The sequence below is a fragment of the Paraburkholderia sacchari genome (assembly GCF_000785435.2).
GTDB classification, from domain to species: Bacteria; Pseudomonadota; Gammaproteobacteria; order Burkholderiales; family Burkholderiaceae; genus Paraburkholderia; species Paraburkholderia sacchari.
In genome coordinates, this window is record NZ_JTDB02000002.1 from 226,304 (window position 1) to 241,410 (window position 15,107).

Annotated in this window: 11 protein-coding genes; 2 read left to right on the top strand and 9 right to left on the bottom strand. The window is 64.3% G+C overall.

What is annotated here, in order from left to right; all coding sequences use genetic code 11:
• Positions 1-62 precede the first annotated feature (62 nt).
• The 7 genes from NH14_RS07775 to mnmC form a co-directional block, all read right to left on the bottom strand.
• Positions 63-551: an SET domain-containing protein gene (locus tag NH14_RS07775; protein WP_035523207.1), complete on the bottom strand. Its 489-nt coding sequence runs from the start codon at positions 549-551 to the stop codon at positions 63-65.
• A gap of 194 nt (positions 552-745) precedes the next feature.
• Positions 746-1,858, bottom strand: coding sequence for an NADH:flavin oxidoreductase/NADH oxidase (locus NH14_RS07780; RefSeq protein WP_035523208.1), 1,113 nt, complete (start codon positions 1,856-1,858; stop codon positions 746-748).
• 69 nt (positions 1,859-1,927) lie between these two features.
• Positions 1,928-2,665: a glutamine amidotransferase gene (locus tag NH14_RS07785; RefSeq protein ID WP_035523210.1), complete on the bottom strand. Its 738-nt coding sequence runs from the start codon at positions 2,663-2,665 to the stop codon at positions 1,928-1,930.
• Positions 2,666-2,894: 229 nt separating this feature from the next.
• A complete protein-coding gene (locus NH14_RS07790; protein ID WP_035523212.1) occupies positions 2,895-3,533 on the bottom strand; it encodes a MarR family winged helix-turn-helix transcriptional regulator in 639 nt (212 codons plus the stop codon).
• Between the two features lie 673 nt (positions 3,534-4,206).
• The gene (locus NH14_RS07795; RefSeq protein ID WP_035523215.1) at positions 4,207-5,322 is read right to left on the bottom strand and encodes a YbdK family carboxylate-amine ligase; all 1,116 of its coding nucleotides are present in this window, start codon (positions 5,320-5,322) and stop codon (positions 4,207-4,209) included.
• A gap of 95 nt (positions 5,323-5,417) precedes the next feature.
• The gene (locus NH14_RS07800) at positions 5,418-6,623 is read right to left on the bottom strand and encodes a cation:proton antiporter (protein ID WP_035523218.1); all 1,206 of its coding nucleotides are present in this window, start codon (positions 6,621-6,623) and stop codon (positions 5,418-5,420) included.
• A gap of 842 nt (positions 6,624-7,465) precedes the next feature.
• The gene (mnmC, locus tag NH14_RS07805; protein WP_035523221.1) at positions 7,466-9,517 is read right to left on the bottom strand and encodes a bifunctional tRNA (5-methylaminomethyl-2-thiouridine)(34)-methyltransferase MnmC2/FAD-dependent 5-carboxymethylaminomethyl-2-thiouridine(34) oxidoreductase MnmC1; all 2,052 of its coding nucleotides are present in this window, start codon (positions 9,515-9,517) and stop codon (positions 7,466-7,468) included.
• 434 nt (positions 9,518-9,951) lie between these two features.
• Between mnmC and NH14_RS07810 the strand changes: the two genes are divergently transcribed.
• Positions 9,952-10,230 carry an HU family DNA-binding protein gene (locus tag NH14_RS07810; protein WP_027815965.1) on the top strand — a complete coding sequence of 93 codons (279 nt, stop codon included), beginning with the start codon at positions 9,952-9,954 and terminating at the stop codon, positions 10,228-10,230.
• 75 nt (positions 10,231-10,305) lie between these two features.
• Here the strand turns inward: NH14_RS07810 and NH14_RS07815 are convergent, their stop codons facing one another.
• Both NH14_RS07815 and NH14_RS07820 read right to left on the bottom strand, forming a co-directional pair.
• Positions 10,306-11,619 (bottom strand): GTP-binding protein, encoded by a 1,314-nt coding sequence (locus tag NH14_RS07815; RefSeq protein ID WP_035523223.1) that lies wholly within the window; start codon positions 11,617-11,619, stop codon positions 10,306-10,308.
• Between the two features lie 165 nt (positions 11,620-11,784).
• A complete protein-coding gene (locus tag NH14_RS07820) occupies positions 11,785-12,189 on the bottom strand; it encodes a lytic transglycosylase domain-containing protein (protein WP_237179589.1) in 405 nt (134 codons plus the stop codon).
• Between the two features lie 548 nt (positions 12,190-12,737).
• Between NH14_RS07820 and gspD the strand changes: the two genes are divergently transcribed.
• Complete coding sequence (gene gspD, locus NH14_RS07825; RefSeq protein WP_035523229.1) at positions 12,738-15,107, top strand: type II secretion system secretin GspD; 2,370 nt, start codon at positions 12,738-12,740, stop codon at positions 15,105-15,107.

Here is a 15,107-nt window from a genome sequence, read left to right on the forward strand (position 1 = left end):
CCATATTCACATCGGCAGTTCATGACGATGCACGCGTGCACGGCCCAGCCGTGCCGGCACGTTCACTTCTTTTTCTTGCCCTTCTTCGACTTGCCGCCCTTCTCTTCGGGCGGCGCGAGCATCGTGCCACGGCACTTGCGCGCCCCGCAGCGGCATTCGTATTCGCGCTTGAGCTTCTTGGTCTGCTTCTCGTCAATCACGAGACCGTAATCGTAGAAAAGCTCCTCACCCTCGGCGATATCGCGCAGCGCATGAATGTAGACGTGACCGTCGATCTCCTCGGCTTCGCAGTTCGGCGCGCACGAATGATTGATCCAGCGCGCGCTGTTGCCTTTGACCTTGCCGTCGATCACGTCGCCGTCGTCGAGCGCGAAATAGAAGGTGTGATTCGGTTCGTCGGGATTATGCGGATGACGCCGCAATGCTTCCTTCCACGAGATGCGTTCGCCCTTGTATTCGATCAGCCGTTCGCCGGCCTCGATTGCACTGGCCGCAAATACGCCCTTGCCGTGCACGCCCGATTGGCGCACGACGATCCTGCGTACACTCATTGAAGAATCCTTGTGTAGTCATGCCACGCAAACGCGGCGCCTTGTCGGCGCCGCGCTCGTGAGCACGCGTTCATTCGAAAGGCCCTGAAACCCTGAAGACCCTATAGGCGCGCTGCAACCGGCATCGTACACGTTCGCGCCTCGTTCGTTCAACTCGCGTGGCGCTTGCCGGTGCAGCATTCGGCGCCGCGCATTCAACGTTGACCGAGCGTCGTCTCGCCGAAGAGCGTCTTGTGCTCGCGAGGCTGCGAGCGCCAGTACTGCGGCGGCGCGTTCACGCTCGCGCCGAGTTGCGCGGCGGCGTGCCATGGCCAGCGCGGATCGTAGAGCATCGCGCGCGCCATCGCGATCATGTCGGCGTCGCCCGCTTCGAGAACTTGATTGGCCTGCAGCGCGTCGGTGATGAGTCCCACCGCGATCGTGTTCACGCCGGTTTCCTGCTTGACCTTGCGCGCGAACGGCACCTGATATCCGGGCTCGAGTGGAATCTTCTGCAACGGTGAGACACCGCCCGACGATACGTCGATCCAGTCCGCACCACGCGCCTTGAGCGCCTGCGCGAACACGACCGTGTCCTCGGGCGTCCAGCCGCCGTCGACCCAGTCGGTCGCCGACACCCGCACGCCAACCGGGCGATCGTCGGGAAACTCCGCGCGCACCGCGTCGAACACTTCGAGCGGAAAGCGCATGCGGTTTTCGCGCGATCCGCCGTATTCGTCGCTGCGCTGGTTGGCGATCGGCGAGATAAATTGATGGAGCAGATAGCCATGCGCCGCGTGAACTTCGAGCGCGTCGATGCCAAGCCGCGCTGCACGCCGCGCCGTCGCCGCAAACGCATTGCGCACCCGGTTCAGTCCTGCCGTATCGAGCGCGAGCGGGGGCGTTTCACCGTCCTTGTGCGGCAGATCGGAAGGCGCGTGCGGCAACCATCCGCCATCGGCTACGGAAATCAGCTGACCGCCTTCCCAGGGCACACGGCTCGATGCCTTGCGCCCCGCGTGCGAAATTTGCATGGCGATGCGAATCGGCGAATAGCGGCGGATGGCGGCAATCACCGGTTCGAGCGCGGCTTCGGTCACGTCGTCCCAGAGGCCGAGATCGGCTGGCGTGATGCGGCCGTCCGGCTCTACGGCCGTCGCTTCGATACACAGCATCGCCGCACCCGAAAGCGCGAGATGGCCAAGGTGGATCATGTGCCAGTCGGTGGCCTCGCCTCGCACGGCCGAGTATTGACACATCGGCGACACGACAATGCGATTGGCGAGCGTCACGTCACGCAGTTCGAGCGGAGTGAAGAGCTTGCTCATGGGAGGAGTGCGAACGGTGGTGGGAGCGTTCGAGAATAGCACGCGCCTCTGACAGGCGCTGACGGCGCCTCAGGGCTGCTTCGCGGGTGCGTTGATGCTCGCGTGATCGGCGGCGTCGAGCCATTCGCCGAACATGCGGCTCGCCTGCGCCTCGAGCGTCGGGCCGTGTTGCGCGGTCTGCGCGCGCAGCAGATTGACGTCGATGCCCGCCGCATCGATCTCGGCGGCATTGCCGATCAGCCAGGGCTCGAACCGGTCGGCGCGCACTTCGGGATGGCATTGCAGGCCGAGCACATGCGAGCCCCACGAAAACGCCTGGTTTTCGCACAGCGGCGTGGAGGCGAGACGCGTCGCGCCTTGCGGCAGATCAAACGTATCGCCATGCCAGTGCAGCATCGACGTGACAGCGCCATCGACATGCCGCAGCGGCGAGGCGCGACCCGCGTCGGTGAGCGTGAGCGGCGTCCAGCCGATTTCCTGATGACCGGACCCGTAGACGCGCGCGCCGAGCACGCGCGCGATGAGCTGGGCCCCGAGGCAAATGCCGAGCGTGGGCAAACCCGCAGTAATGCGCTTTTCGATCAGTCCGGCGATGGGCGCGAGAGTGGGATAGCGAGCGTCGTCGCAGGCATTGATGGGGCCGCCGAGGATCACCATCAGCGAAGCCGACATGGGATTGAGCGCGCCAACGCGCGCAAAGCCCACGTCGACATAACGCACCGGACGGCCACGATCGCCGAGCACCCGCTCGAAGCTGCCGAGGTCCTCGAAATATACGTGGCGGATGGCCAATACTTCGCGATTCATCGGCAAATCCTTGGGGTCTGCTACACAATGCAACACCTCGCGCGAGCGGCATGCATGCCGCCATCGCACGATAAGCACACGCTAGAGCACGCACCTGCGTGCAACGATCAAACGCGAAGACGACCGCGCGCACGGTCGAACCGGATACTTCTGGCGACTTCTGCCGAAGTGCAGCCGCAGAACCCTGCGACGTCACGTGACGCCGCACGGTCCGCGGAACCCCGCACCATTACGCCGCGAAGATCTTCCAGTTCTTTTTCTGCGTTGTCGCGTCGGCTTCCGCGTACACCGAGCAATCGAGACGCACGTCGGTGTCGGACATGTCGATGTTGAGCAGCCCGCAATGATGCGGCGTCTTCTTCGGGTTCTTGCTCGGCTCGAAGTGCGCGCAGGTCAGACACATGCGGTGCTGCGGCATGGCTTCCTGCGACTCCAGCACGTAGACCGTCTTGAGCAGTGTGCGGTAGACCGCCGCCTGCTCGTCGGCGCGCAGCGTGCCGACGGCCTTCGAGAGGAAGTCAGGCCATTGCGCGGCCTTCTTCGCGGCCGTGCGGCCACGCGCGGTGAGACGCACCGCAAGCGCGCGGCCGTCGTCGAGCGCGCGGCGCTTTTCGACGAGACCCTTGGTTTCAAGCGTGCTTACCGCATCGCTGGTCGTGGCGGCAGTCAGTGCCGTCTCGCGGGCGATCTCGCCGAGGCGCATCGGCCCCTTGCGCTGCATCAGCAGCACGAGAATTTCACCCTGGGTCGGCGTAAGTCCCGCCCCTTCGGCCCAGTCCCACGCCTGGCTCCGCATTGCCGTGCTCAGTCGCAGCAGGCTATGGGTCACCCGCCCGGCTGCCTGCTCTCCGTATACGCCTTCGCTCATAGTCTTTCGCTGGTTATTTGGCAGCTTGCGCTGCATCGTCAGCCGCCGCACAAACTGGCGACCTTGTGGGAAAGTTCGCGCCCGACCTCTAGGAATCCTCCTGGAGATCGACCACACCATCTCAAAAAAATCCTGCTTCGCTGGCGCAAAAACGCCCGCCGCACACAGTCATTCCATCTCTCGCCTCGCAGGTCCGAAGCGCCCTTCCCAACCTCGCGCCTGCGCAGCAAACCGACATTCTATGCGAGAGTGGAGAATCGCACAGCTAACTTATCCAACGCGAATTGTGGATAACCGGTTAGTAAGTACGCCATTGTCTGTGCATCGATGCTTGATGTGGCCCAACTCCGGGCGCTGCCGATACCTGGTTATCCCTGATTTTTTCCGACACCGCAAGCGGAGTCTACCTGCTCTGCGTGTGCGCAGGCCCTTGAGTTTTCAGGCATTTTGGCGCTTTCTCGCCGGGAATGGGGTACCTCGCCAGCAACGATTAACTCCGTTTGCGCGAGCATCAAAAAAATAAGAACCCCTTGGTATCTTACCTGGGACAAAAAAATCTTTTTTTCACTCAGCGCAACGTATCGCGGGTGCCCAAAAACGCGAAGGCAGCTCGCTAGCTGCCCTCTTTCTCCTGCTTTTTAGGGGTCCGACGTTGCCTGGACGGCACGCGCGCTCATGCGCGCCAGCGCAAACATTGCTGCCGCACTGCCTCGTGCAGCGACTTTTCCTCGGCGACCACGCCGCGCAGCCAAGTCGCATCGTTGGTCTGGGCGCGCGCAATCGTGCCGATTTCGGCGAGCGCGCGCGTGGAGCCGAGCGCTTCGCCATGCGGCGCAATCTTGTCGAGCGTGGCCAGAATGTCTTCGGAGATGGTGCGGCGCTCGCCCGTCTGCGGATTGACGCAAGTCCCGGCGAGGCCAAAACGGCACGCCTGGAAGCGGTTGAAGGTGTAGACGAGGTAGTCGTCTTCGCGCGGCTGGATCGGCCGGTCGGTCAGCAGATGGCGCGCGAGCGTCTGGATATAGCAGGCAATCGCCGCCGCGCGCTCGACCGAGAGCGGCGTGTCCATGACGCGCACCTCGATCGTGCCGAAGCCGGGTTTCGGGCGGATGTCCCAGTAGAAGTCTTTCATGCTGTTGACGACGCCCGTGTGCACCATCTTCGAGAAATACTCCTTGAACTCCTCCCAACTGAGCATGAACGGCGCGCGGCCCGAGAGCGGAAACGCGAACACGGAATTCAGCCGTGCCGAATGAAATCCGGTGTCGACGCCCTGCACATACGGCGACGATGCCGAGAGCGCAATGAAATGCGGAATGAAGCGCGAGAGCGAGTGCAGCAGGAACAGTGCGCTATCGGCGTCCGGACAGCCGATATGCACGTGCTGGCCGAACACCGTGAACTGCTTCGCGAGATAGCCGTACAGCTCCGAAAGATACTGAAAGCGCGGCGTATCGACGATGCGCCGGTCGCTCCACTGCTGAAACGCATGCGTACCGCCGCCGCACAGGCCCACGTTCAGGCGGTCGGCGGCCGTAACCAGTACGTCGCGAATCTTGCGCAGGTCCGCCACGGCCTGCTCGTGATGCGTGCAGATGCCGGTGGAGAGTTCGATCATGCTTTCGGTGATCTCGGGCGTAATGTTGCCCGGAATCTCCTGATCCTTGATGAGGCGCATGAGATCGCTGCCCGCCTTGGTCAGATCGTAGTCGTGCGTGTTGACGACCTGCATTTCGAGTTCTACGCCGAACGTGAACGGCTTCGAATCGACAAAAGTTTCCAGTGACATGACATCCCCTCTTTCGGCCGCGCCGGGTATGGCTGCCGATCGAGTCGGCGCATGACGCGGCGGGCGGTGTTTCCTGGCGGCCGAGGCCGCCGCATTCATTCTTCGCCGCGCTCGCCGACAAGCGCGAGCGCGCGGTAAACGAGCCACGGCCCGAGCAATTGCAGCACCACGATCGCGCACATCATGATCGCGCGCAGGCGCGGATCGAACGACGGATAAAGATCGTAGGTGTCCTCCACAAGCACGAGAGCGAGAGCGGACATGGGCGTCAGCGCAAGACCGAGCGCGACGCCCTGCTTCCATTCGAGCCCGCTCGGCTTCGCGAAGATCAGCACGCCGACGAGTTTCGCCACGAGCCGCGCGATGATGAGCCCAGCCGCAGCCACGCCGCCGACGAGAATGTAATGCCATTCGAAAGTGGTTAGCGTGAGCACGAAGAGGATCACCGTGAGCAGCCAGCCGGCCGTGCCGAAATGCTGCGGCCACAACTGCGGCCGCACCTCGAGATTCTTCACGATGATGCCGGCAGCCAGCAGGCTCAGAATGGTCGAGAGCTTGAGCAGATGCGCCACGGCAATCGCGAGCAGCACGAGGCCGAACAGCGCGACGAACGAATGCTCGTCCTGCGGGCTCAGGCGGCGGTAGAACATCATGCAGGCGTGCGCAAGCACCCAGGCGACGATGATCGAGCCCACCAGCAAATAGAGCGGCTGAAGGACGGTGGCAAAAACGTTGCCGTAAATTTCCTGGTGCAGCCAACCCGAAGCGAGCTTTTCGATCACGACCGCATACATGCTGTTGAGCGCCGTGAGCGTGAGCAGGCGCTGCGTGACCTGGCCTTCGGCGCGCAACTCGGTCTTGAGCTGGATCACCATCGCGGGCGAAGTCGCCATGGCAATCGATGCCACGACGATGGCGACGATCGCCGGCACAGAAAGAAATAGCAGCACGACGAGCACGAGCACGAAGGTCAGCGTGGCTTCGGCGAGGCTCGAGAGAATGATCCAGGGATTGCGGCGGATCCAGCGCAAGTCGAGCCGGCTGCCGAGCTCGAACAACAACAGGCCGAGCGCGACATCGAGCAGCGGCCGCGAGGCATCGGCCGCATTGCCGCCGATCACGCCGAAGCCGGCCGAACCGGCAATCAGCCCGATGACGGCGTAGCTCGAAATGCGCGGCAGCCGCCAGGCGCGATAACACAGCTCGCCGACAAGGCCGGCGGCGAGCAGCGCAAGCCCTGCCCAGAATATGCCGTCTGGCTGCAACGGCCAGGCGGGAAAGAACGAAAACGCCGACTTCATCGTAGTGGCTTCTCCTTGGCAGAACATCTTGCATGGGATCGGACCGGGCGCGGCGCCAAACACCTGACACTTCGCGCCCGGCACACGGTCAAGCCGCATGCGCTGACAGACGAGGCGCGCAGGCTCGCAACCTGATGAGGGTGGCAGCCAGACACGACGGACAACAGCGGGAAAGCTCTGCGCCGGCGCCGCACAGGCGGCGAACAGCCGGCACGGGCGCGTCCTGTGTGGAGTGTCAGCGCCCGCAATGGGTGAACGAACGCTGCCGACCTTCCTGAGCAATCAGATTCAGGACATGCGCCATCCGTTCCTTGGACGCGTCGGCCGTCTGTAGCGGCGCATGACGCGGAAAAGAACGGCGATTGTGCCATAGCTTTTTTGCAGTTGTCCCGCTTTGCCGGCAAAGCTTGGGGAAGCCGGTAAATGCGTCCGTTTTCGGCTGACTTTATCGACAATAAGGAAAAAATGACCGTTTGGCCAGTGCGGCGGCAAGGCCGTTCAGAACAGCGCGGTAGCACGTTGGGCGTGTTCCAGACCGATGGCGATGGCTTTGGGTTTACGGTTTACCGTATGTATACGTAGTAGAAGTTAACAAAGGCGTGACTTTGCTGTGGATAACCCCTGTATACCTATGTGAATCATCGGCTTGGCGCTCGGACAACCACGCGCGAAGTGTGTGAGATGCGCTCGGGTATCGAAGAGTAACTTTTGGGCCATGAACGAGGGCTGCCGGGTTACCCCGTTTACGTCCACATCGCGTCCACACTGGATTTACCTACAATTCGCGCACTTATCCACAGGTCTGGGTGAATAACCGTATTGGTCAGGTTATTGGCGCGAGGCTAGAGGCTGCGCTGGCGCAGGGCGCGCTGGAGAAAGCGTGCGGGATCGACCTGCTCGGCAAGCTCCCGCTCGATTGGCCACGGTTCGCCTTCGAGCTGCGAGGCGATGAGCTCGGCGCCTAGCGCGGCCCAGACGAGCCCGCGCGAACCGAACGCGAACGCGCCATAAAGACCTGGCGCGCGCGGCAAGTCGAGCGGCCATGCGCCGGAAAGCCGCTGTGCGTCGCGGCGTGCCGCAGCTTCGTCGCCGAGCGGGCCCAGCATGGGCAGGCGGTCGCTCGTGACGCAGCGCAAAGCCACGCGGCCTCGCCAGACCCGTTGATGCGAAGAATCCTGGGCCGAGGCGGCCATGGCTTCAGCCGCGGTGGCTTGCAGGCCCGGCAGCATGCGTGCGACGCGCTCCATATTTTCGATGTGGCCGGCTTCGCGCAGCGCCGTGTCGGTGTCGTCGACTTCGTAGGTGGCGCCGGTGAGCGTTACGCCGCCTGGCAGCGGCACCGCGTAGCCGTCGCCGATCACGGGCACGCGCAAGCCCGAGAGCGGGCTTGCGTCGAGCAGCGTGAGCTGGCCGCGCACGCTGCGTGTGGGAGCGAAGTCGAGCGCCGCAGCGCGCGCGGCATCGTGCGCGTTTGCGAAGATCACCCCGCCGGCTTGCGCGACGAGCGAGCCGCTTTCATCGAAGACTTGCCAGGTGTCGCCGGCGCGTGCGATGCGCGCGACTTGCACGCCGTAACGCAGATCGACTCGCGCATTCGGGAAGGCGCTTGCGGCAGCAAGCTGCGCTCGGCACAGCGAAGCCGGGTCGATCGCGCCGCCGCGCGGATAGAACCAGCCGCCCTGCGCTAGCGCGACGCCGGCAATCGACTCGGCCTCTGCGCGGTCGACGCCACGCACGAATTCCTCGGGATAGCCAAACGATGCGAGCGCCGCGGCCACGGCCTGCGATTCGTCGTCCGCGGCAAGATGCAGGAGTCCTGCGTGCGAGCGCACCGGCGCCTCGAATGCGCCCTGCCCGCACGCTTGCGCAGCGGCGTCGAGCGCGGCCCAGCGCCGCAATGCGTAGAGAAACCCTGCGCGCGTGATGCGTGACGCGCTGCTGTCGTCGCGCGAAACGAGCGGATGAAACACGCCGGCCGGGTTGCCCGAGGCCTCGCGGGCAGGCGCTGCGTGCCGCTCGATCAGCGTGACATGCCAGCCGCGCGCCGCGAGTCGCTCGACTAGCGCGCTGCCCGCAAGCCCGGCGCCGATCACCACCGCGTGCCGGTCGGCGAGTTGCAGCGGCAGCGGCGGTTCGTAACGCCGCACGCGCCAGCGTGGCGCGAAGCGGCCAACCAGCATCGTCCACTTGGTTCCGAAGCCGGCGGTCTTGCGATATTCGAAGCCGTTTTGTTCGAGCGCGCGCTTGACGTCGCCGGCGCTGCTCCATGTTGCGAAGGTCGCCTCTTCGCCGGCCACGCGCGCGAGTGCCTTGAAGATCGCCGGCGACCAGAGTTCGGGATTTTTCGCGGGGGCAAAGCCGTCTAGATAGATGGCGTCCGCGCGCAGCCACATTTTGGGAAGCGTCTCGAGTGCGTCGCCGAATACCAGCGTGAGCGTGACGCGTCCGCCTTCGAATTCGATCCGGTGTGTGCCGGGTACAAGCATCGGCCAGGCATCGACGAGTTCGTGCGCGAGGCGCGCGATCGAGGTACCCGTAACCTGGGAAGCGTGGGGTGCGTGCGCAACCACCGCGTCGAGCGCCGCGCGCAGATCGTCGCGCGAAAACGGATGCTTCTCCACCGACACGAAATGCAGACGCTCGCAGCGCGCGGGCGCGTTGCGCCACGCTGCCCAGGTTGCGAGAAAGTTCACGCCCATGCCGAAACCCGTCTCGAGCACGGTGAAAATGCGCTTGCTCTGCCAGCGCCCGGGCAGGTCGTTGCCGCGCAAAAACACATAATCGGCCTGCTCGAAGGCGCCAAAAGTGCTGTGATAGACGTCGTCGAAGCGTGGCGAATACGGCTTGCCGTCTTCGCGAAACGCGAGCGTGGCGGGGATCAGTGTGGCGGTCATGGCTTTCGCGTTGGCGGGAAACGGCGGGTCTCGAAGCGCGGGGTGCGCCAGCAAAGGCCCGTGGGCATTGGGTTTGCGGGCACAAAGCGTTGGCGCGGCGCAACGCCGGAAGCGTCAAATTTGCTGGTGCTGCGCCGTCGCAGTGCCATTTTTTGCATGCGGCGGACGTCAAAAAAGCAGGCAGTCACGCAAAACCCCGCGCAAACCCCTCTAAATCTTCGAAACCCTTGTCGTTATTGGGTTTGCGCTGCGCTATCATAGCAAGCGCCGCCCAGGGAAGCGGCAGCGCGGACGTCGCGGGCCTGCATGGCCGTCGCAACGAAATCATGCCGGGGTGCTCCGGCTCCGTAGCTGCTCGACGGCGCGGCACGCGACCGTATAATCGGCGCGTTCGCGCTGTTCGTGTCAACCTAAACACAGAAAGGAACTTCTCAATGAATAAACAGGAACTGATCGACGCCGTCGCAGCACAGACGGGCGCTAGCAAGGCACAAACCGGCGAAACGCTGGATACGCTCCTCGAAGTGGTCAAGAAGGCTGTGTCGAAGGGTGACGCGGTTCAGTTGATCGGCTTCGGCAGCTTCGGTTCGGGCAAGCGCGCGGCACGTACCGGCCGCAACCCGAAGACCGGCGAAACTATCAAGATTCCCGCAGCCAAGACCGTCAAGTTCACGGCTGGCAAGGCGTTCAAGGACGCCGTCAACAAGCGCTAAGACATTGCCGCTTTAAGTTGACACCCGCCCCTGGCGGGTTTTTTTTCGTCCGCCGGGTGCGCAAACCCGGCGCGCTCAGTCGTGGCGGTGGACGATTTCTCCCTCGCCGTCGTGGTCGTGATCGTCATCATCGTCGAATTCCCACGACGGGAACGGATCGGCGTACGCCTGCCAGGCGTCGGGGCCCGCGGCATATTCCGCGTCTGTCAGAAGGCATGCGTCGAGCGTTGCCTGCCACGCATCGCGGTCGATATCGACGCCGATCATCACCAGCTCCTGGCGCCGGTCGCCGATGCGCGCGTCGTTCGCGTCGCCGAACCAGTCGGCCGCGATTTCCTTTTCGAGCTCGGCGTCCTGTGGCCAGTCCTCGCGCGGCTGCGCCGCCCACCAGGTGCCGGCCGGACCATGGCGGCAGACGCCGCCTGCCTGCGACAGCGAGCCCGCCACGTCGTTGCGCGTCGCGAGCCAGAAGAAGCCCTTCGAGCGCAGCACGCCCTTCCACTCCTGGTTGAGCAGCGCCCACAGACGCTCGGGATGGAACGGCTTGCGCGCCCGATAGACGAAGTTGCCGATGCCGTATTCATCGGCTTCGCTGTGGGCGTGGTGGGATGCGCCGCCGTCGTCATGGTCGTGATCGTGCTCATGCAGCGAGGTTAGCCAGCCCGGCGCGCTCGCGGCTGCGTCGAAGTCGAAGCGGCCCGTATTGAGCACCTCGGCAAGCGGCACCTGGCCGTGGCGGCTCACCACCTGCACCGCGCGCGGATTGATGCGCGCGAGTATGTGCTGCAGGCGCGCGAGTTCGTCGGCGCTCACGAGGTCGGCCTTGTTGAGCACGAGCACGTCGCAGAATTCCACCTGCTCGATCAGCAATTCGACGATCGTGCGGTCGTCGGTGTCGCTCGCCGCCACGCCGCGCTCGGCGAGCGGATCGGCGCTCGCATAGTCGCGCAGGAAGTTGAAGGCGTCCACGACCGTCACCATCGTGTCGAGCCGCGCGATGTCGGCGAGCGTCGTGCCGTCTTCATCGGCGAAGGTGAAGGTTTCGGCGATGGGCATGGGCTCGGCGATGCCGGTCGACTCGATCAGGATGGCGTCGAACCGCTGGCCGGCCTGCGCGGGGTCGGCGAGCCGCCGGATTTCGGCGAGCAGGTCGTCGCGCAGCGTGCAGCAAATGCAGCCGTTGGACAGTTCGACGAGCCGCTCCTCGACATGCGAGAGCGCGGCGGCGTCGCGCACGAGCGACGCGTCGATGTTGACGGCGGCGAGGTCGTTGACGATCACGGCCACGCGCAGGCCGGCGCGGTTCGCGAGGACGTGGTTGAGCAACGTGGTCTTGCCCGCGCCCAGAAACCCGGAGAGCACGGTGACGGGCAGTGGCTGCTGATTCATTGCGATGTGAGATAAAGAAAGGCGGGAATCGGGCCGCGCGCGGCCGCGCGGCGCAAGCCTGCATTTTGCACCATGCGCGCGCGCTGCGCTGACAGTGCGCGTGCTAGCCCCGCGCCGGCAGGGCGGCCGGAACTGTGCCGCTCAGCGTGGCGCCAGGCGTGCCGCTCAGGGCATCAGTTTCCATTTGCGCAAGATAGCCGCGATCTGCTGTGCATACCGGTCGCGCAACGCCGGCGTTTCGGAGTGGTAGGCGCCCACGGCAGCCCAGGTGTTGCCGTATTTGTTCATCTTTTGGCGCAAATGCCAGGCGGCGATATAGACGTTTTTGCACGGCTGCATGAGCGTGCTGGACGAAATGCCGTATTGCGCAAGCGTGGGCAGATGAATCGAGTTGATCTGCATCACACCATAGTCCACCGAACCATTCGTATTCCTGTGCAATGCATCAGGCGTGTTGTGCGATTCCTGCCAGGCGATGGCGCGCAGAATGAGCGGATTGACCTTCTGGTAGCGGGCCGCCTCGTCGAAACAGTCCGCGCGCGCCGGCGTGCTCGCGAACGCGGCGAGCATCAGGACAGCGACGGTCGTGGCGGATACAACCTTTTTCATGGGAAGGTCGAGAGACGTTGCGGAAAGCCGGAGCGCAGGCCTGTCTTGCCCTATGTGGGGGAAACCCGGGCTTGCGTTGCCTGCTCCGGGTAGGGTGCGCCGTGGATCGCCCGTATCATACCGGCGGACGAAGTCGCGTCAATACAACCGGATAGCACATCGGCCGGGAGCGAGGCGAAAGGCGAGGATCCCTGTCGTGCGGTGGCGCGATTTCCTTCCCGGAATGGCTTCCAATCCTTTCAGAATGTTTCCCCATGCCGGCGGAAGTTAGAGTAAATCCCCAGACGCAATCTCTTTGTGACAAATTCGACACGAAAAGCTGCTACTGTTGCACTTTTTGCTGGCCGTCGATTGCCGGGTTGAGGAGCGTCGGCGGGGCCGCCGCAGTCGCCAGGCTGCCCGGCCTGAAATCATGCGGCGGCCATAGCAAGCACGTTGAGCACGATAAGTACGACCGGCCGGCGGCGTCCCTCCCTGGCCTCGAAATGATACCCATGAGAAGAAATCGTATGGCTTTGCGCCGCGTCGCCAGGGCGCTGCTCGTAAGCGGGCTGATGGCGGCGCAACTCGCGCACGCCCAGGTCACGCTTAACTTCGTCAACGCCGACATCGATCAGGTGGCGAAGGCCATCGGCGCGGCCACCGGCAAAACGATCATTGTCGATCCGCGCGTGAAGGGCCAGCTCAATCTCGTATCCGAGAACCCGGTGCCCGAGGATCAGGCGCTCAAGACGCTGCAATCGGCGCTGCGCATGCAGGGCTTCGCGCTCGTGCAGGACCATGGCGTCCTCAAGGTCGTGCCCGAGGCCGACGCCAAGCTCCAGGGCGTGCCGACCTACGTGGGCAACACGCCCGCGGCGCGCGGCGACCAGGTGGTCACGCAGGTGTTCACGCTGAAGCACGAGTCGGCGAACAATCTGCTGCCTGTGCTGCGCCCGCTTATTTCGCCGAACAACACCATCGCCGCGTATCCGGGCAACAACTCGCTTGTCGTGACCGACTATGCGGACAACGTGCGCCGCATCGCCTCGATCATCGCCGGCGTGGACACGGCCGCGGGCCAGCAGGTGCAGGTGGTGCCGCTGCGCAATGCCAACGCGCTCGACATCGCGCCGCAAATTTCGAAGATGCTCGATCCGGGCTCGATCGGCGCCTCGGATCCGTCGCTGAAGGTTTCGGTCGTGGCCGACCCGCGCACCAACTCGCTGATGCTGCGCGCCTCGAACGCGCAGCGTCTGACCGCGGCCGCGCAACTGGCGAAGCAGCTCGACGCGCCCACGAGCATGCCGGGCAATATGCACGTCGTTCCGCTGCGCAACGCCGACGCGGTGCAGCTTGCCAAGACCCTGCGCGGGATGCTGGGCAAAGGCGGGAACGAATCGTCGTCGGGCAATAGCGCGAATTCGTTCAACCAGAACTCCGGCGGCAGCGGTGGCGGTGGCGGCGGCTACGGCAACACCTCGACCGGGCTTTCCGGCACCCCGCCGCTGCCCAGTTCGCTCGGCGGAGGCAGCGGCATGTCGTCGGGCAATTCGCTGACTGGCGGCGCGTCCGGCGGCAGCAACGCCGATTCGCAGTTCTTCGGCGGCGACAAGGACAAGGGCGACGAGAATCAGCCCGGCGGCATGATCCAGGCCGATGCGGCAACCAACTCGTTGATCATCACGGCGTCGGATCCGGTGTACCGCAATCTGCGCACCGTGATCGACCAGCTCGATGCGCGGCGCGCGCAGGTCTACATCGAAGCGCTGATCGTCGAGCTCAATTCGAACACCAACGCCAACCTCGGTATCCAGTGGCAGATCGGCAATAGCAACGTGGTGGCCGGAACCAACCTCGCGACCGGCTCCGGCAACAGCATCATCAACCTGACGGCGGCGGCGGCGGCCAGCGCCGCCACCGGCGGCCTCTCGGGCCTCGTGACCGGCTCGGCCATCCAGCAGGGCCTGAACGTGGGCTGGATCCACAATATCTTCGGTGTGCAGGGGCTCGGCGCGTTGCTGCAGGCACTCTCGCAGACGAGCGACGCCAACGTGCTGTCCACGCCTAACCTCATCACGCTCGACAATCAGGAAGCGAAGATCGTCGTCGGCACGAACGTGCCGATCCAGACCGGCACGTATTCGAACCTCACGAGCGGGTCGACGAGTTCGGCGTTCAACACCTACGATCGCGTCGACGTTGGCCTGACGCTGCATATCAAGCCGCAGATCACCGACGGCGGCATCCTCAAGCTGCAGCTCTACACCGAAGATTCGGCAATCGTGACCGGCACGACCAACGCGACGACCAATCCGGCCGGCCCGAACTTCACCAAGCGTTCGATCCAGTCGACCGTGCTCGCCGACAACGGCGAGATCATCGTGCTAGGCGGCCTGATGCAGGATAACTACCAGGTCAGCAACAGCAAGGTGCCGCTGCTTGGCGACATCCCGTGGATCGGCCAGCTGTTCCGCTCGGAAAACAAGACGCGCCAGAAAACCAACCTGATGGTGTTCCTGCGCCCGGTGATCATCAATGATCGCAATACGGCGCAGGCGGTCTCGTCGAACCGCTACGACTACATTCAGGGCGTGACGGGCGCGTACCGGTCCGATAACAACCTGATCAAGGACCGGGACGACCCGGTGGTGCCGCCGATGCCGCTTGGCCCGAACGAAGGCGGATCAGCGCTGAACCTGTTCGATCTCGACAAGATGCGGCGCGATCAGGCAACGGGCACGGCGTCCGCGCCCGCCGCCGCCCCCGCTAACGCCACGCAGATGCAGCCGGCGTATCAGCAGCAAGGCGCTCCGTCGCAAGCCGTGTCGCCCCAATACGCGCCGCCGCAATCGTCGCCGGTGCAACAGCCGCTCACTGGCCAGAGGGTGCAGCCTTGA

What these genes read in the sequence shown, in the direction of transcription:
- NH14_RS07795 (WP_035523215.1), bottom strand. Translation starts at nt 5,322, where the DNA reads ATGTCACTGGAAACTTTTGTCGATTCGAAGCCGTTCACGTTCGGCGTA.
- mnmC (WP_035523221.1), bottom strand. Translation starts at nt 9,517, where the DNA reads ATGACCGCCACACTGATCCCCGCCACGCTCGCGTTTCGCGAAGACGGC.
- NH14_RS07815 (WP_035523223.1), bottom strand. Translation starts at nt 11,619, where the DNA reads ATGAATCAGCAGCCACTGCCCGTCACCGTGCTCTCCGGGTTTCTGGGC.
- NH14_RS07820 (WP_237179589.1), bottom strand. Translation starts at nt 12,189, where the DNA reads ATGCTCGCCGCGTTCGCGAGCACGCCGGCGCGCGCGGACTGTTTCGAC.
- NH14_RS07775 (WP_035523207.1), bottom strand. Translation starts at nt 551, where the DNA reads ATGAGTGTACGCAGGATCGTCGTGCGCCAATCGGGCGTGCACGGCAAG.
- gspD (WP_035523229.1), top strand. Translation starts at nt 12,738, where the DNA reads ATGGCTTTGCGCCGCGTCGCCAGGGCGCTGCTCGTAAGCGGGCTGATG.
- NH14_RS07780 (WP_035523208.1), bottom strand. Translation starts at nt 1,858, where the DNA reads ATGAGCAAGCTCTTCACTCCGCTCGAACTGCGTGACGTGACGCTCGCC.
- NH14_RS07785 (WP_035523210.1), bottom strand. Translation starts at nt 2,665, where the DNA reads ATGAATCGCGAAGTATTGGCCATCCGCCACGTATATTTCGAGGACCTC.
- NH14_RS07790 (WP_035523212.1), bottom strand. Translation starts at nt 3,533, where the DNA reads ATGAGCGAAGGCGTATACGGAGAGCAGGCAGCCGGGCGGGTGACCCAT.
- NH14_RS07800 (WP_035523218.1), bottom strand. Translation starts at nt 6,623, where the DNA reads ATGAAGTCGGCGTTTTCGTTCTTTCCCGCCTGGCCGTTGCAGCCAGAC.
- NH14_RS07810 (WP_027815965.1), top strand. Translation starts at nt 9,952, where the DNA reads ATGAATAAACAGGAACTGATCGACGCCGTCGCAGCACAGACGGGCGCT.